The sequence below is a fragment of the Enhydrobacter aerosaccus genome (assembly GCF_900167455.1).
GTDB classification, from domain to species: Bacteria; Pseudomonadota; Alphaproteobacteria; order Reyranellales; family Reyranellaceae; genus Reyranella; species Reyranella aerosaccus.
Window position 1 is genome coordinate 17,109 of sequence record NZ_FUWJ01000010.1, and the last position, 16,850, is coordinate 33,958.

Annotated in this window: 18 protein-coding genes; 9 read left to right on the forward strand and 9 right to left on the reverse strand. The window is 66.0% G+C overall.

The window, feature by feature from the left end; translation table 11 throughout:
• Positions 1-2: 2 nt before the first annotated feature.
• Positions 3-1,187, reverse strand: coding sequence for an FAD-dependent oxidoreductase (locus tag B5D62_RS25370; protein WP_085936857.1), 1,185 nt, complete (start codon positions 1,185-1,187; stop codon positions 3-5).
• A 46-nt stretch (positions 1,188-1,233) separates the two neighbouring features.
• Here B5D62_RS25370 and queF point away from each other — a divergent pair, with 46 nt between their 5' ends.
• Both queF and queG read left to right on the forward strand, forming a co-directional pair.
• Entirely contained in the window at positions 1,234-1,689 is a 456-nt protein-coding gene (gene queF / locus B5D62_RS25375; RefSeq protein WP_085936858.1) for a preQ(1) synthase, read from the forward strand.
• 9 nt (positions 1,690-1,698) lie between these two features.
• Complete coding sequence (queG, locus tag B5D62_RS25380) at positions 1,699-2,877, forward strand: tRNA epoxyqueuosine(34) reductase QueG (RefSeq protein WP_231714933.1); 1,179 nt, start codon at positions 1,699-1,701, stop codon at positions 2,875-2,877.
• On the opposite strand, the gene B5D62_RS25385 is transcribed toward queG, so the two are convergent.
• Positions 2,861-3,319: a nucleoside deaminase gene (locus B5D62_RS25385; protein WP_231714934.1), complete on the reverse strand. Its 459-nt coding sequence runs from the start codon at positions 3,317-3,319 to the stop codon at positions 2,861-2,863. The genes queG and B5D62_RS25385 overlap by 17 nt on opposite strands.
• A gap of 58 nt (positions 3,320-3,377) precedes the next feature.
• Here B5D62_RS25385 and B5D62_RS25390 point away from each other — a divergent pair, with 58 nt between their 5' ends.
• From B5D62_RS25390 to B5D62_RS25420, 7 genes are all read left to right on the forward strand, one after another.
• Positions 3,378-4,508 carry an acyl-CoA dehydrogenase family protein gene (locus B5D62_RS25390; protein ID WP_085936860.1) on the forward strand — a complete coding sequence of 377 codons (1,131 nt, stop codon included), beginning with the start codon at positions 3,378-3,380 and terminating at the stop codon, positions 4,506-4,508.
• A gap of 12 nt (positions 4,509-4,520) precedes the next feature.
• Entirely contained in the window at positions 4,521-5,780 is a 1,260-nt protein-coding gene (locus tag B5D62_RS25395; RefSeq protein WP_085936861.1) for an acyl-CoA dehydrogenase family protein, read from the forward strand.
• 69 nt (positions 5,781-5,849) lie between these two features.
• On the forward strand, positions 5,850-6,290 hold the full coding sequence (locus tag B5D62_RS25400; protein ID WP_085936862.1) for a DUF3592 domain-containing protein: 441 nt from the start codon (positions 5,850-5,852) through the stop codon (positions 6,288-6,290).
• A gap of 352 nt (positions 6,291-6,642) precedes the next feature.
• Positions 6,643-7,359 (forward strand): gamma-glutamyl-gamma-aminobutyrate hydrolase family protein, encoded by a 717-nt coding sequence (locus B5D62_RS25405; RefSeq protein WP_085936863.1) that lies wholly within the window; start codon positions 6,643-6,645, stop codon positions 7,357-7,359.
• A 19-nt stretch (positions 7,360-7,378) separates the two neighbouring features.
• A complete protein-coding gene (locus tag B5D62_RS25410; protein ID WP_085936864.1) occupies positions 7,379-8,236 on the forward strand; it encodes a pseudouridine synthase in 858 nt (285 codons plus the stop codon).
• On the forward strand, positions 8,233-8,802 hold the full coding sequence (gene rsmD / locus B5D62_RS25415; RefSeq protein ID WP_231714935.1) for a 16S rRNA (guanine(966)-N(2))-methyltransferase RsmD: 570 nt from the start codon (positions 8,233-8,235) through the stop codon (positions 8,800-8,802). The genes B5D62_RS25410 and rsmD overlap by 4 nt, the downstream gene beginning before the upstream one ends.
• Entirely contained in the window at positions 8,799-9,443 is a 645-nt protein-coding gene (locus B5D62_RS25420; RefSeq protein WP_085936865.1) for a histidine phosphatase family protein, read from the forward strand. The genes rsmD and B5D62_RS25420 overlap by 4 nt, the downstream gene beginning before the upstream one ends.
• On the opposite strand, the gene B5D62_RS25425 is transcribed toward B5D62_RS25420, so the two are convergent.
• The 7 genes from B5D62_RS25425 to lspA all read right to left on the reverse strand — a co-directional run bounded on the left by B5D62_RS25425 (position 9,430) and on the right by lspA (position 16,846).
• Positions 9,430-9,843 carry a hypothetical protein gene (locus B5D62_RS25425; RefSeq protein WP_085936866.1) on the reverse strand — a complete coding sequence of 138 codons (414 nt, stop codon included), beginning with the start codon at positions 9,841-9,843 and terminating at the stop codon, positions 9,430-9,432. The genes B5D62_RS25420 and B5D62_RS25425 overlap by 14 nt on opposite strands.
• Entirely contained in the window at positions 9,840-11,678 is a 1,839-nt protein-coding gene (gene mutL, locus B5D62_RS25430) for a DNA mismatch repair endonuclease MutL (protein ID WP_085936867.1), read from the reverse strand. Before mutL ends, B5D62_RS25425 begins: the two co-directional genes overlap by 4 nt.
• A 12-nt stretch (positions 11,679-11,690) precedes the next feature.
• Positions 11,691-12,998 carry a glucose-6-phosphate isomerase gene (locus B5D62_RS25435; protein WP_085936868.1) on the reverse strand — a complete coding sequence of 436 codons (1,308 nt, stop codon included), beginning with the start codon at positions 12,996-12,998 and terminating at the stop codon, positions 11,691-11,693.
• Between the two features lie 34 nt (positions 12,999-13,032).
• A complete protein-coding gene (locus B5D62_RS25440) occupies positions 13,033-14,349 on the reverse strand; it encodes a M16 family metallopeptidase (RefSeq protein WP_085936869.1) in 1,317 nt (438 codons plus the stop codon).
• Entirely contained in the window at positions 14,346-15,569 is a 1,224-nt protein-coding gene (locus B5D62_RS25445) for a M16 family metallopeptidase (protein ID WP_139374090.1), read from the reverse strand. The genes B5D62_RS25440 and B5D62_RS25445 overlap by 4 nt, the downstream gene beginning before the upstream one ends.
• A gap of 149 nt (positions 15,570-15,718) precedes the next feature.
• A complete protein-coding gene (locus tag B5D62_RS25450) occupies positions 15,719-16,318 on the reverse strand; it encodes a DUF3035 domain-containing protein (RefSeq protein WP_231714936.1) in 600 nt (199 codons plus the stop codon).
• 45 nt (positions 16,319-16,363) lie between these two features.
• Positions 16,364-16,846, reverse strand: a complete 483-nt coding sequence (gene lspA / locus B5D62_RS25455; RefSeq protein ID WP_231714937.1) for a signal peptidase II — start codon at positions 16,844-16,846, stop codon at positions 16,364-16,366.
• Positions 16,847-16,850: the final 4 nt, after the last annotated feature.

Here is a 16,850-nt window from a genome sequence, read left to right on the forward strand (position 1 = left end):
GCTCACTGCCCCTGGGCGACGCGCAAAAGCGCCTCCCAGTCCGTGAGCTTCACCCGGGGGCGCCCCTGCGCGGCACCTGCGGCCACTTCCGCCTCGTCGATGCGGCGCCAGCCGGCGGCATCGATCGACAGCGGCATCGGATCGGGACCGCTCTTGGGGTCGCGATCCTTGAGCCACTTAAGCACGTCCTGGGCCACGGCGTGGCTGTCGGCTCGATTGGTGGGAATGGTTCCGGTCGGGCCCCGCCGCGCCCAGCCGACCGCGAATACGCCCTCGCCCTGGGGAAAGTCGTCACCGCGATAGCCGATACAGGTAACCACGAGATCGGCCGGCACGACGCCCGTCGACAGCTCGATCTCGCCGCGGCGGACCGCGACCGGCCTGGCATTGAACCGGAAATGCACCGAGATCGGCTTGGCGCCGGCCTTGTTGACCGCAAAACCACGCAGGATCTCCAGGTTCTTCGCCTTGCGCAGCCGTTCCGGCGTCGGCCCTTCGGCCGGCGGCTCGACCGCCAGTGCATCGGCATCCGCCAGCGCCACGGCACGTCCCAGCCGCCCCATCTCGGCCAGCTCGTTGCTCGTGAAAGAGGCCTGTTCGGGGCCGCGGCGGCCGATCACATAGATGTCCGTCAACGGCGCAGCGGCGATCGCATTCGCGGACTCGGGAACGATGTCGCTCTTGGCCATCTCATCGGCGCTCTTGGCCAGGATGCGCGCCACGTCGAGCGCGACATTGCCGTTGCCGATCACGGCGACGCGGCGGACCTGGCTGAGATCGGGGCCATGGCGGAAGTCCGGATGCCCGTTCAGCCAGGCAACGAACCGCCACGATCCCCAGACGTGCGGCAGGTCTTCCCCCGGGATCTCGAGCTTGCGGTCGATGACCATTCCGGTGGCGACGATCACAGCGTCGTATCCTGCGCGCAGTTCGTCCCACGAGAGATCCCGGCCGATCTCGATATTGCCGGCGAAACGCACACCGGGCTGGGCCAGAAGGCGGTCGAATTGGCGCACGACCGCCTTGGTGCCCTGGTGATCCGGGGCCACGCCGCCGCGGACCAGTCCGAACGGCGTCGGCAGGCGGTCGATGATGTCGATGCGAAGATCGGGCTGGCCGCGCAACAGACCGTCCGCCGCATAAAATCCGGAAGGTCCGGCCCCCACGATGGCTACCCGGTAAGTCATGGCGGCCCGCTTACCATATGAGGGCGTCAGGTCTAAATACCTTCCCATGTCCAAATACCCCCACCTCCGCCAGCTCGGCCGACCGGCCGCCCTGCCCGCCTCGCCCGACCAGGCGATCCTCGAGGCCGTGCCCAATCCCGATCCCAAGACGTTGTATCTGGTGCGCTTCACTGCCCCCGAATTCACCAGCCTCTGCCCCATGACCGGCCAACCCGATTTCGCCCATCTGGTGATCGACTACGCGCCCCGGGCCAAGCTCGTGGAGAGCAAGTCGCTCAAGCTCTTCCTCGGCAGCTTTCGCAACCATCCGGATTTCCACGAGGCCTGCACGCTCGCCATCGGCCAGCGTCTCGTAAAGACGATCCGCCCGCGCTGGCTACGCATCGGAGCATACTGGTACCCCCGCGGCGGCATGCCGATCGACGTCTTCTGGCAGACCGGCGCCCCCCCTAAGGGCCTGTGGCTGCCAGACCAGGGCGTCCCGGCCTACCGCGGCCGCTAGGACACGGCGGTGGCGGCACGCCCACCGATCCCGAAGCGGGCGCCGCGTCCGGCCGGCCCGTCGGAACTGCGGCAGGCCATCCGCGACGAGGCTCTGCGGCTCGGCTTCGATGCCGTCGGCTTCGCGCCGGCAACGGCAGGCACCGAGGCCCGGCGCGAGCGATTGCAACACCTCGCCACCTACGTCGCACAGGGTTTTCACGGCGACATGGGATGGTTGTCAGAGCGAACCGAGCAACGCGCCGATCCGTCGACGCTCTGGCCGGAAGCGCGCACGGTGGTTTCCCTCGCGCTCAACTATGCTCCGCCGGACGATCCCCGCCTCGTGCAGGAGTCACCGGATCGCGCCGCGATCTCCGTCTATGCGCATGGTCGCGACTACCATGATGTCGTGAAGAGCAAGCTCAAGGCACTCGGTCGCTTCGTGTGGGACATCTACCGGCACGAGATCAAGGTCTTCGTCGACACTGCGCCGCTGATGGAGAAGCCTGCCGCGCAGGCCGCCGGACTGGGCTGGCAGGGCAAGCACACCAACCTCGTGTCGCGGGCGTTCGGCTCCTGGCTGTTTCTGGGCGAACTCCTGCTCTCGGTCGAGCTGCCGTGTGACACGCCTGAACAGGATCATTGCGGCCACTGCCGAGCCTGCCTCGATGCCTGCCCGACGGGCGCCTTCCCGGCGCCGCATCGCCTGGAGGCGCGCCGCTGCATCTCCTATCTCACCATCGAGCACAAAGGCCCGATCGCACCGGAGCTCCGCCCGCTGCTGGGCAACCGCATCTATGGCTGCGACGATTGCCTTGCCGTATGTCCCTGGAACAAGTTCGCCCAAGAGGCACGGGAGACAACCCTGCGTCCGCACCCCGCCCAGGCTGCCCCGCTCCTGACCGACCTGGCACAGCTCGATGATGCGGCTTTCCGGCGAAAATTCTCCGGCTCGGCGATAAAGCGCATCGGCCGCGACCGTTTCGTCCGCAATGTCGCCTATGCACTCGGCAATAGCGGAAAGGCCGACACCGCTTTGCCCGCCGTCGAACGGCTGCTGGATGATCCGTCGCCTCTGGTGCGCGGCGCCGCGGTCTGGGCCTTGTCGCAACTTGCGCCGCAGGAATTCGAACGACGTCGTACCGGCGCTCAAGACGCAAATGAAAGTGTCCGCCGCGAATGGGAGCGACCTAGCGCCGCGCCTTGAAGAACGACCGCAGGAGTTCGCCGGCTTCCTGCTCGGCGAGGCCGCCGTAGATTTCCGGTCGGTGATGGCACGTGGGTTGGCTGAAGATGCGCGGACCATGGTCGATCCCGCCCCCCTTCGGATCGGAGGCGCCGAAATAGACCCGACGAAGACGGGCGAAGGAAATCGCCTGGGCACACATCGGACAGGGCTCGAGCGTCACATACAGATCGCAATCGACCAGCCGCGGCGCCCCCAGGGCTGCCGCCGCGGCACGGATTGCCAGCATCTCGGCATGCGCCGTCGGATCGCGGTCGGCCTCGGTGCGATTGCCGGCCGCCGCCAGGACCGTCCCGGCCGGATCGACGATCACCGCGCCGATTGGCACCTCACCCCGCTCTGCGGCAGCACGCGCTTCGCGCAGCGCACGCTCCATCGGCGACGGTCTTGTCGTTGCGTCCATAACAGGGAAAATACCGTAAGAATTGTCGGTCGCGCGTAAAATCGGGAGGAATGCGAGCATGCGATTCAGCTTCACGCCGGAACAGGACGAGTTCCGCGCGACCCTGCGGCGCGCCCTCGAAGCCCGGTCGCCAACCAAGGAAGTGCGGCGCCTGATGGCGACCGAAGCCGGGTTCGACCCTGACGCGTGGAAAAAGCTGAACCAGGAGCTTGGGCTGACGGGCCTCCATATTCCGGAAGCCTATGGCGGTCAGGGCTTCGGCTTCGGCGAACTTGGCATCGTGCTCGAAGAAATGGGCCGCGCCCTGCTCTGCGCCCCCTTCTTCTCGACAGCCGCACTGGCGACGACGGCAATCCTCAATGCCGGCACGGAAGAGCAGAAGAAGGCATTGCTGCCGTCGATCGCCGCCGGCGAGACGACGGCAACATTTGCCTTCTCGGAATCGGACGGCGGCAACGACGCGAGTTCGGTGAGCACGACGGCAACACCGTCCGGCAGCACCTATCGCCTCGATGGCACCAAGAGCTTCGTGATCGATGGACACACGGCCGACCTTATCGTCGTCCTGGCGCGGCGGCCGGGCAGCAAGGGGGAGGAAGGTCTCTCCTTCTTCACCGTTGCCGGCAACGCGCCGGGCGTCGACCGGCGCCAGCTCAAGACCATGGACGAGACGCGCAAGCTTGCGCGCATCGCCTTCAAGTCCGCCGAGGCGCGACTGCTGGGCGAAGCCAACGCTGGCGCCGCTCCGTTTGCCAGGACGATTCAGCAGGCGCTCGTCTGCCTCGCCAACGAGATGGTAGGCGGCGCCGATCGGCTGCGCGAGGACGCGCTCGAGTATGTCAAGATGCGCATGCAATTCGGCCGTTCCATCGCCTCCTTCCAGACGACCAAGAACAAGGCGGCCGACATGCTGGTGGATGTCGAGCTCGCAAAGTCCGCCGCCTACTACGCCGCCGCCGCATTGGACGAGGGCGACGAGGACCTGCCAGCCGTGGCGTCGCTCGCCAAGGCCTGTGCCTCCGAAGCCTATCTGCAGACCGCCATCCACGCCGTGCAGATGCATGGCGGCATCGGCTTCACCTGGGACAACGACACCCATCTCTGGTTCAAGCGCGCCAAGAGCTCGGAGATCCTGTTTGGTGATGCCAACGAGCATCGCGAGAAGATGATGCAGCATTGGACGCACTGAGGAGCAATCGCCATGACCGAACCGACCGAAGAGAGCGTCCGCAGCGAAGTCCGAGCCTGGCTCGAGGCCAATTGGAGTCCCGATCTCGGCCTTGTCGAATGGCGCAACAAGCTGGTCGATTCCGGCTGGGGCGCACCGCACTGGCCGAAACAGTGGTACGGCCGCGACCTGCCTGTGAAGTTCAATACCATCGTCGACGACGAGTTTGCCCGCATCGGCGCTGTCGGCGTCGCCAAGGCCGGCATCCGAACCTTGGCCGCGGCGACAATTCTCGCGCACGGCACCGACTTCCATAAGGAGAAGTTCCTGCGCCGCATCCTCACCGGCGAGGATACCTGGTGCCAGCTGTTCAGCGAGCCCGGTAGCGGCTCTGACATGGCCGGCGCCGTCACCCGGGCCGATCGCCAGGGCAACAAGTGGGTGATCAACGGCCAGAAGGTCTGGACCACTTCGGCTCACAAGGCGCATTGGGGCCTGCTGCTGGCGCGCGCCAACTGGGATGTGCCCAAGCACAAAGGTCTTGCCTACTTCATCCTCGACATGAAGCAACCCGGCGTCCAGGTGCATCCGCTGAAGCAGATGAACTACCACGCCTCGTTCAACCAGGTGTTCTTCACCGACGCGATCGTCGAGCCGGAATTCCTGGTCTCCGACGTGGGCGATGGCTGGACGGTGGCGACGACGACGCTGATGCACGAGCGCCGCGGCGCCGATGCGCTGCGCTCCTGGGCAGTGGGGTCCGATCGAAAGGGCCGCATCTATGACGAGGAACGCGCCGAGATCGCGACCACGATGGAGCCCTACAAGTGGTACCCGCAGCGCGCCGGCCGGGTCGACCTCGTGATGGAGCGTGCCAAGGAAACCGGCAAGATCAACGATCCGGTCATCCGCCAGGAGATCGCCCGGCTTCTGATCCTGTCGAAATCGGCCGAATGGACCGCCCGGCGCGCCCGTGCTGCCCAGGAGCAGGGCAAGCCGCAGGGTCCTGAAGGATCGCTCGGCAAGCTGGTGTCGAGCCATATCGCCCGCCAGGCGGCGCGCGTGCACACCTATATCAGCGGCTCCGATGCGCTGCTGACCGGCGAGGACGGCGCCATGAACGGCGTCATTGCCGAAATCCTGGTTTCGGTGCCGGCCACCTCGATCGCCGGCGGCACCGACGAGATCCAGCGCAACATCATCTCCGAACGCGTCCTCAAGATGCCGAAGGAGCCGAGCGTCGACACGAACAAGCCGTTCAAGGACGTGCCGCGGAACGTCGTCGCGGGCTGAACGTTCCCCCGGAGTGAACAAGGCGGGGCCTCCTTCCGGAAGCCTCGGTCGTCGTTACCGGAGCAAGATATGTTCCGCTCGATGCCGCGCAAGCCCTTCAGACTGCCGCTTCTGGTCGTCGCATTGATCGGAGTCGCGATCCTGGGGCTCGGCGCCTATCAAACACTCGATACCATTGCTTTCGTCGTGCGTGCCGAGCACGCGGAGGCGCGCTTCACGGGCGCCGTTGCTCGCACAGGCGGAAATCACGGCGGCACCTTCTTCCATCCGACCTTCGAGTTCGTCACGTCAGACGGAAGGACAATCGATTTCACCCTTTCTTCCGGGTCGACCGAGCAGCCTTATTCGGCGGGCGATCATGTTCCGATACTCTACGATCCCACACGACCGCAAAATGCCCAGCTGATTTCATTCATCACCTTATGGTTGATCCCATTGGTTCTGGATGCGGCCGGAGCCCTGTTCGTGAGCATAGCGGTCTTCCTGTGGGCGAAGCTGCCGCGGCGATAAGCGGCAACGTCGCCTAAGTGGGCCGCCGCGCAGCAAATCGATCCTGACGTCCGGCACCGGCGGCATCTACGTCGAGATCCTGGAGGATGCCGTCTTTCGGACTCTGCCCATCGATCGAGCGGATGCCGAGCAGATGGTATTGCAATCCACGGCACTGCGCTGCTCAAGGACGCTCTCGACAGGTCGCCGGTCGATCGGGAGAAGCTTGTCTCGTTGTTGCTCGCGGTTCCCGGATCGCCCTCGCCTATCCGGAGCTCAAGGAGATCGATCTCAACCCGGCCATCCTGGACTGCCGCCGGCCGAAGGTGGCGTCCCAGTAGCGTCGGGAGACGAGCACGCGTATCTTCCCGCCATGCCTCGTCCCCTTATCGGAGTCACGCTGGATGCAGAGAAGCCCGGCGGATACTCCAAGTTTCCCTGGTATGCCCTGCGCCAGAACTATCTCGATGCCATCGATGCGGCCGGCGGCCTGCCGATAGCCTTGCCGCACGAGCCCGACCGCGTCGCCGACTACCTGCAGCATATCGATGCGCTGGTCGTGACCGGCGGCGCGTTCGACGTCGATCCGTCCTATTACGGCGGCGGCGACCGGCATGCGACCGTTGTCACCAAGGACAAGCGAACAGCCTTCGAGTTCGCCGTCACCAAGGGCGCGCTCGACCAGAACAAGCCGGTCCTCGGCATCTGCGGCGGCCAGCAGCTCCTGCATGTGGTGCTGGGCGGCAAGCTCATCCAGCATATCCCCGACTCGATTGCCGACGCCCTCGCCCACGAACAACCCAATCCGCGCAACGAGCCGGGCCATACCGTGGCGGTAGCCAAGGGCACGCAGCTTCACGGCATCGTCGGCACCGAAGAGCTGGCGGTGAACAGCGCGCATCACCAGGCCGCCGCCGACGCCCCGCAAGGCGTCGTCATCAACGCGGTCGCGTCGGATGGCGTGATCGAGGGCATCGAGGCCCCAGCCTACCGTTTCTGCATCGGCGTCCAATGGCATCCCGAGTTCCTGATTTCCGAGGGTGACGCGAAGCTCTTTCGCGCCTTCCTGGGAGCGGCGGCGGCCAAGTGAGCGGCCAGGTGAGCAGCACGTGAGCGAACCGGAGAGAATCGCCAAGCGGCTGGCCCGCGCGGGCTTGTGCTCGCGCCGCGACGCCGAGCGTTGGATCGCCGCCGGCCGGGTGAAGGTCGACGGCAAGGTGCTGGATACGCCAGCCTTCGTGGTCACCGACGCCAGCCGCATAGAGGTCGACGGCAAACCGCTGCCCACCGCGGACCGCCCCCGGCTCTGGCTCTACCACAAGCCACCGGGCGAACTGGTAACGGCGCGCGATCCACAGGGACGCCGCACGATCTTCGAGTCCTTGCCCAAGGGCATGCCTCGTGTGGTCACGGTAGGTCGTCTCGACTTCATGTCGGAAGGTCTGCTGCTGCTCACCAACGATGGCGGTCTGGCGCGCAAGCTCGAGCTGCCGGCCAACGCCTGGACGCGACGCTATCGCGCGCGCGTGCACGGTGCGGTCGACGAGGAGCGGCTGGCCGAACTCGCCAAGGGCATCACCATCGAGGGCGTGCGCTACGGCGCCATCCGGGCCAGCCTCGATCGGCAGCAGCGCTCCAATGCCTGGCTCGACATCGCCCTGACCGAAGGCAAGAACCGCGAGGTGCGCCGCGTGCTCGGCCATCTCGATCTGCCGGTCGTTCGCCTGATCCGCGTTGCCTTCGGGCCGTTCCATCTCGGACAGTTGGAACGAGGCGTGGTCGAGGAAGTCCCCCCGCATGCGCTCGATTCGCTATTGGGCGTCAAAACCCGCAAGGAAGGCTGGGCCAAGCCCCGCTCGCCGGCTCCCAAAGCCCATCCGGGAAAGAGTCGAGAGGGAGCTCACGCAGCGCGGCCAGCAAGGCCACGAACGGGTTCCGCAAACCCGAAGAGGCGGCCCCGCGGATGATCAAGATCATCGGTGGCAAGCACCGCGGCCGAACCATCGCGACGCCGGAAGGGCTCGATACGCGGCCAACGGCCAATCGGACACGCGAGGCGCTGTTCAACATTCTGGCCCATGCGAACTGGCGTCCCGACGGGCGCTCGCCCCTGGTCGAAGCGCGCGTGCTCGATGCCTTCGCGGGCTCCGGCGCTCTCGGCCTGGAAGCGCTGTCGCGCGGCGCCACCCATGCCACTTTCCTCGATACCGCGCCCGGCGCCGTGAAACTGATTGGCGAGAACCTGCGCAAGCTCGGGGAAACCAATGCCGCGAAGGTCGTACGCGGTGACGCGACGCGGCCGCCGCCGTCACGCGACGCCTGCGACCTCGTCTTCATGGACCCGCCCTATCGTTCGGGGCTGGCGACACCTGCACTGACCGCACTTGCCGACGCGGGATGGTTGAAGCCGGGCGCCATCGCCACGGTCGAGCTTGGCCAGACCGAGGATATGCTGCCGCCGGAGCGGTTCGAGGCGCTCGACGAGAGGCGCTATGGCGCCGCGAAGGTCGTGATCCTCCGCTACGCCCCATGAAGCTTATCGCGCCTCTTTACTTGCTCCGACACGGCGAGACCGCCTGGAACACCGAGCGCCGCATGCAGGGCACGCGCAATTCCGACCTCACCGAGCGTGGCCGTGCCCAGGCACAAGCAATGGGTCGCGCGCTCAGGATCGAGCTCGGCCGGGATCCGGGAGCGACCATCTTCCTGCGCAGTCCGCTCGGGCGAGCGCAAGAAACGTCACTCCTCGTCGGACGGGAGCTGGGCGTCGATCCTGATGTCTGGCGCGACGACCCGCGACTGGCGGAGCTCAGCTACGGTGCCTGGGAAGGTCTCTCCTGGAAGGAGATCGAGGTCGATCGCCCCAATGCGCTCGCCGACTGGCGCGCCGACCCGCACGGCTTCTGCCCGCCGGGCGGCGAGAGCCACGCCGATCTGCGCCGACGCAGCGAAGCCGTGCTCGCCGACATCATCGCATCGGGCACGCGCACCGTTGTGGTTGGCCACGGCGTCAGCGGTGCAGTGTTGCGGGGCGTCAATCTCGGTCTCGATGCCCGCGCCATGTTCGTGCTGGAGAAGCCGCAAGACGCCTTCTTCCGCCTGACGCATGGCACTGAAGAACGCATCCTGGCCGCGTTCGCGACGGAACTGACGGCAGGCGTCAATTCCGACTGAGACGGGCGGTGCGGCCGCAGCCGCCGCGTTCGGTGACCACAAGTGTATTGCCCTGCACGGTCACGGCGACCTTGTCGCGCCGCTGATTTTCGCCTCGCGTGGAGGCGACGGCGAGCAGCGAGAACGATCCCGCTTTGACGACACCATGGAGCTGCCACAGGCCGGGGCCCGGTGGCGGTGGCGGCGCCTTGGTGAGGTTGGGCACTGGCCCCTTGGCCGTGGTATCGAAGGCGGAGCCATCGACAAAGCCATCCTCGATGGTGATCACGTAATCCAGCGGTGCATTGCACGAACCGCCATCGCTGCGACCGCGCCAGGTGCCGTCGAGCGTGCTGGGCACTTGGGCATAGGCAGGCAGGCCGAAGAGGACGGCAAGCGACAGCGGCAGGATCTTGTTCATCGTCTTCCGAACAGCCGCTCGATATCGGCCAGCTTGAGCTCGACATAGGTCGGGCGACCGTGATTGCACTGACCCGAATGCGGCGTCGCCTCCATCTGGCGCAACAGCGCATTCATTTCGTCGACGTTGAGCCGGCGGCCGGCCCGAACCGAGGTATGGCAAGCCAGCGTGCCGCATACATCCTCGACCTTTTCCTTCAGCGAGAGATGATCTCCCATCTCGGCAAGCTCGTCGGCTAGATCCCGCACCAGGCCCTGGATATCGACCTCGCCAAGAAGCGCGGGTGTTTCGCGAACGACCACCGCGCCCAACCCGAACGGCTCCAGCACCAATCCCATCTCGGCGAGTTCCGTCGCCCGCTGCGTCAGGCGCCGCGCGCCATCCTCGCCGATCTCGACCACCTCTGGCAGCAGCAGCGCCTGCCGCTTCACACCTTCGGTCTCGAGTTGCGTCTTGAGCTTCTCGTGCAACAGCCGTTCATGGGCGGCATGCTGATCCACGATCACCACGCCCTGATCGGTTTGCGCGACAATATACGTCTCGTGGAGCTGGGCACGCGCGATACCGAGTGGATAAGAGGGACTCTCCGGCCCGACGGACTCCACCGCAGCCGCGTCGGTGCGCACTGAAGGCTGGGCAAGCGGCGCCATGAACTGCATGGCCGTTTCGGCCAGCCCGCGCGGAATCGTTGAACCATAACCTCCGCCGTTCCGCGCGAAGGGGAGCACCGTCGCCTGGCCGCTGTGGGGCTGGAAGGCACCAAGCGCCGCCGCTGCCACCGTCGTGCTGGCACGATGGCCGGCGGCGGAGAGAGCAGTGCGCAGCGCGCCAACGATGAGGCCGCGCACGATGCCGGCATCGCGGAAGCGCACCTCGGTCTTGGCCGGGTGGACGTTGACGTCCACCATCTCCGTCGGCGCCTCGAGGAACAGCGCCACCATGGGATGGCGATCCCGGGCCAGGAAATCCTGGTAGGCGCCGCGCACGGCACCGGCCAGCAGCTTGTCGCGGACCGGCCGGCCATTCACGAACAGATACTGATGCTGCGCGGTGGGCCGGTTCAGGGTCGGCAATCCGGCAAAACCGGTCAGCCGGAAGCCTTCGCGATTGGCATCGATCGCCAAAGCATTATCGGCGAACTCCCGCCCCATGATGGCGGCCAGGCGCTCGAGCCGCGCCGCATCCGCCTGATCCAGCAGTGATGGCTTGGTAGCCGGCAGATCGAACAAGGTGCGCTCGTCGCTTTCGAGGCGAAAGGCAATCGCTGGGTGCGCCATGGCCAGCCGGCGCAGGGCATCGGCCACATGTCCCGATTCACTGCGTGCTTCCTTCAGGAACTTGAGACGGGCCGGGGTCGCGAAAAACAGATCCCGCACCTCGACCCGCGTGCCCGGCGGATGGGCCGCAGGCTTCGGGTCGCGCTTCGCCCCGCCCTCGATATCGAGGCTCCACGCGGCGTCGGCCTCCTTCGGTCTCGAGGTGATGGCGAAACGACTGACAGAAGCGATCGAGGGCAGCGCCTCGCCGCGAAACCCGAGGGTGCGAATATCCGTCAGATCGTCGTCGGGCAGCTTGGAGGTGCAGTGTCGCTCGACAGCAAGCTCGAGCTCCTGCCGCGTCATGCCGATGCCGTCATCGACAACGGACAGGAACGTGCGCCCCCCTTCCTTCAGGGTCACCGTGATTCGATGGGCGCCGGCATCAATGGCATTCTCCACCAGTTCCTTCACGGCGCTGGCCGGCCGCTCCACCACCTCGCCAGCGGCAATCCGGTTGACGAGGTTGGACGGCAGACGGCGCAGGGTGCGGGACGGCCTGGTGGAAAGCACGCTCATAAGGCGCGTAGTCTACGACCGGCGCCTTTGGGAAAGATACTGGCGGGTTAGGATCTTGCCCTCTTCGACAGCGGGCTGGTCGAAGGCATCGACACCCCAGAGCTCGGCCGCGAACATGGTTTCCAGCATGTAATGCATCATGAGCGCGCCCATGACCTTCTCGTCGAGCGTCTTGAGCCGGATGACGCGGGTCGGCCGACCGTTCTTCACCAGGGTCGCCGCGGTGGCATCGGCTTCCGCCAGGATCAGGTCGCCCAGCCCCTGCCCTTCGAGATAGGCCAGCGACTTGTCTCCCCCCAGCTCCGCCGCCGGAATCGGTCGGCCCTGCCCCTTGGTGTCGAGGATCAGCACTGTGAAGAGCTTATCGGCCGGACCGCCCAGATAGAGCTGGAGCTGGCTGTGCTGATCGACGGTCCCCATGGCACGCACGGGCGTGGTGCCCTTGCCGTCCTTGCCGAGGCTTTCGGCCCAGAGCTGACGGAACCAGAAGCCGAAGTAACCGAGGCGATCACAGTAAGGCATTAGCACGGTGGTATGGACACCGCGCTCCTTGGCCAGCCCGACCGAAAGGGCGGCGCCAACGGCGGGCGCCAATCCCGTCGCTTCCTTGGCGGCAAGCACCGGATCGAGGACGCTGGCCGCGCCCTCGCGCACGGCGGCGACATCGACGCCAGCGATCAGGGCCGGCAATAGCCCCACCAACGACAGGACGGAATAGCGACCGCCGATATTCGGGTCATGGTCGAGCACGGGACAGCCGAGCCGCATGGCCGTGCGGCGCAGGACATTGTCCTTCGGCTCGGTGATCACGAGCAGATGCTTCGCGAGATTGGCCTTACCGACCTTCGCCTCCAGGAGAGGCAGGAGGCTGTAGAGCTGCGTCAGCGTTTCCGCCGTCGTTCCGGACTTGGAGATCGCGAACACGCCGGTGCGCTCGAGCGGCAGCCGCTCGCACATCTCGGCGAAGGTCGCAGGATCGACATTGTCCATGAACCAGATCTTGGGATGGCCTTTCGCCGGACCGAAGCCATGATCCTTCAGCGCCACGAGCGTCTGGCCGCCGAGGTTCGAGCCACCGATGCCGAACACGACGAGATGCTCGAATTTCCGGAAATGCTCGGCGTGGGGTCGGATCGCGGCGATGTCGTCCCGCGCCGCCGGCAATTTCAGGAGCGGCAGCGTGCCGTCATTCCGCCACTGCCGGATCTTGTCCAGCGCTGGCGTGGCGCGGGCGAGCTCCCTGTCGAACACAGCCTGCGGCAGGCCGTGCGGCCCCACCTTGGCTTCGAGCGCGTCGTCGATGTGATGGCTGTAGAACATGGAACACCCTCTGGACGGAGGAAGCTGAAGCGGATCAGCGCTCGACGGCGAGGCCGACGGGCTTGCCGACAACGACGGTGGTTACGGCATCGTCACGCAGCAGACGCTGCGCCATGCGATCGACATCGGCCTTGGTCACCGCTGCGATCAGGTCGGCGCGATGATCGAGGAAGTCGCGCGGCAGGCCGTCGATCTGCATGCCGTGCAACAGGCCGGCGATCGCCCCGGACGAATCGAGCGACAAGGCAAGCGATCCCGTGAGATAGGTCTTGGCATCCGCGACCTCCTGCTCGGTCACGCCCTCGGTGCGCAGACGCGCCAGCACGGTTTGAATGACATGGATGGCTTCCGCGACACGGTCGTTTGCACTGCCGGTCGAGACGACCAACATCGAGGCCTTGGCCGAACTCCTGAGACTCGCAGACACACTATAGGCGAGGCCGCGCTTCTCCCGAACCTCCTCGAACAGCCGCGACTGCTGTCCGCCGCCCAGGATATGCGACAGGATCAGGGCCGCGTACCAGTCGGGATCGCGGCGCAAGACGCCTGGCATCGCCATCAGCACGGCACTCTGCGGCACGGGACGCTCGATCGCGATGGTTCGCGAGCCGGCGGGTGGCGCCCAGTCGGGCAGTGCGGCCGGAAGCTCGCCCTCCGGCAGAGCCCCAAAGGCACGATCGAGCTGGCGGGCGAGGGTCTGCGCGTCGATATCGCCGACAGCGGCGACGATCAGGCCGCGCCGCTGGAGCACCGACCTGGCCCGCCCCTTCAGATCGGCAGGTGTCAGAGTCTTCAGCGTTTCCCTCAATCCCGACGCATCGCGTGAATACGGGTGCCCTGCAAACATCGACGCCATCAGCGTGCGTTCCGCGACCGACCGCGGACTCTGCTCCGCCTGGTTCAGGCCGGCGATGGCCTGGTCGCGGCGCTGATCCAGCATGTCGGAGTCGAAGCGGGGTTCGGTCACGGCCAACCGCAAAAGATCGAAGCCCTCATCACGACTGGCGGTCAGCACGCGCAAGGTCCCGCTCAGTCTGTCCGAAGACGCGCCGAAGCTGAGATGGGTGGCTGCATCTTCCTCGCGACGTCGAAAGATATCGGCGGTCAGCGCTCCGGCTCCGTCCGTCAACATCGTGGCCATGAGACTGGTAACGCCCTTCTGGCTCTCCGGCTCCGATGCCGTTCCGTCGGCAAAGGAAAAGGACAACGCGACCAGCGGCGCACTTCTGTCTTCGACCAGCCACGCCTTGATGCCAAGCGGTGTCGTCACTTCCTGGATCTCGACGGCCTCGGCGCGACCTGCGAACAGGCCAGCAACGAGCAACGCCAAAGCATAGGCGACAATTCTCATGGCGCTCGTTCCGCTGGCTTCAGAAGCGATGTCACCGCGCTATCGCCTCGCCAGACATGTCGTGCCGCGGCGACCACATCCGATGCCGTCACCGCCGCAATCCGGTGCGGCCATGCCTCGACATCGGCAACGCCGTTGCCCGTGGTCAATGCGGCGGCGTAGCGGCGTGGACCGCTGCCGAGCGAATCCTGAGCGTAGATGGCCGCGGCGAGCAGCTGGTTCTGGGCACGCTCGATCTCGTTGGACGTCACGTCGCCATCGAGCACGCGTTTCATCTGGTCGGTCACAACCCGCTCGATCTCCGGAAGCGCATCGATGTGCAGCGGCGAGATGTCGATGCCGAAGGTAGAAAGACCGAGGCTCAGCGCGTTGTAGTCTGCGGAGGCCGATAGGGCGAGTTTGGAGTCGGCCACCAGCGCCTGCCACAAGCGGCTGGTCTCGCTGCTGCCGAACAGGCGAGCCAGTACCTGCAGGGCATAGGCATGCCGGGTTTCTCCCATCCGGTAGGATGGTGCGAGATAGTCCCGTGCCCAGCCGGACTGGACCACGCGGGGATCGGCGCGCGTCACGACCTGAGGCAGGTCCGGTGCCCCTTCCGCAGGCCGGCGGCGCGGCAGGACGGCCTGGCCGGGAATGGGTCCGTAATAGGTTTCGGCCAGCTTGCGCACGGTCTCGGGCGTCGTGTCGCCGACGACGATCAGGACCGCATTGCTGGGGGTATAGAATCGCCGATAGAAGTCCAGCAGATCGTCGACGCTGAGCTTCTTCACATCCTCGACGAAACCCGCGATCGGCATGCCATAGGGCTTATGGTCGCCGAACAGCCGGGCGCGAACCGCTTCATCGAGCAGTGCCGAGGGCACGTTGTCGATGCGCATGCGGCGCTCCTCGAGCACGACCTGGCGTTCGGGAACGAGCTCCTTTTCGGCAATTCGCAAGCCGGCCATGCGATCGGCTTCCATGCGCATCACCAGTTCGAGACGATCCGGCGCGATGGTCTGGTGATAGCCAGTGGCATCGAAGCCCGTGTAGGCATTGTCGCGCCCGCCATTGCGCCCAACGATGCGCGAGAACTCGCCCGGCCCCACGGAGCCGGTGCCCTTGAACATCATATGTTCCAGGAAGTGGGCAATGCCTGTCCGGCCAGCGGTCTCATCGGCGCCGCCCACCTTGTAGACGAGAAGCTGCGTGACAATGGGCGCGCGCCGCGACGGCAGCACGATAACCTGCAATCCGTTGGCGAGAGTGAAGGTCTCGGCCGGCCGAGGCTCGACAGCCAGAAGATTTGCGAGGGCGGAAGCGGACGGCGCGAGAATCGCGCCGCCAAGCGCGCCGGCCAGCAGCCGGCGCCGCGTAGGTCCAGCCGCGATCAGAAAATACCCTCGAGCAGGCCACGCTGACGCCGCTTGATCGTCGGCGTCGGCTCGGAGGATGCCTGGCCACTCGCCTGTGCATCGCGCAAGCGCTGCTGTTCCTTGGCGGGATCGACCAGCGTGCCGACCGGCTGGTCCTTCTGCCAGAAAATGAGGCTGTCGATGAAGGTCTTGTCCTGATCGGCGATCGTGCGCGCGTCCTTGTTGACGGTCGAGCGGATGTTGGGATCGACGCCGCCGGCGCTTGCCTTGGCGACCAGGGCTTGCTCCGACGCATCGCCGGCGCGCTGCGGCTGGTTGGTGCCGGTGCCCGCTTGCGCCTGGCTGCGGCTGGCCAGCGTCGGCGACAGGGCTTCCTTGGCCTGCTCGGAGGGCGCTACTTCCTGCGGACGCGGCTCACCCGGACGCGGTGGGCGGAGATCGGCGTTCGGCGGCATCGTCAGCGGCGAGTGCGAAACGATCTTGAACTCATCCGGAGAAACCTTCTTGGCACCACCGAGATTCTCAAAGGCGCTGCAGCCACTCACGGCGCTGGCACCAAGCGCCAGGGCGCCGAAGGTCAGCAGGGTCGCGGGAGTGAGAGTCTTCCGTCGCATCGTCATTCCTTGGGAAACAGCTTCTGTCCGCCGATGATGGCCGTATCAGGGCGCCGGTCTTCTTTCGCCGATCAGGGAATCGATCAACATCAGCCCGACACCCACGACGATCGCCGAGTCGGCGACGTTGAAGGCCGGCCAATGCCATTCATGCACATGAAAATCGGCGAAATCGAAAACCGCTCCCCAACGTGCACGGTCGATAACATTGCCGATGGCACCGCCCATGACAAGGCCGATACCCCATCCTGTGAGCGGGCGGTCGGTTCGTCGCAGCCATATGAACAGGCCGATGCAGACGATCACGGCGACACCGGACAGGACCCAGGGCGGCAGGGCGGTATCGCCGCTCATCAGGCCGAAGCTGACGCCGCGATTCCAGACCACGACGAGCTGAAAGAATCCGTCGATCACCGGCAGCATGGCGCCTACCTTCAAGAGGTAGCGCAACAACAGTTCTTTGGAGATCTGGTCGGCGATCACGGTGAGCGCGACCAGGGTCATCGCCTGGCGATCCAGGGACCTCATGAGC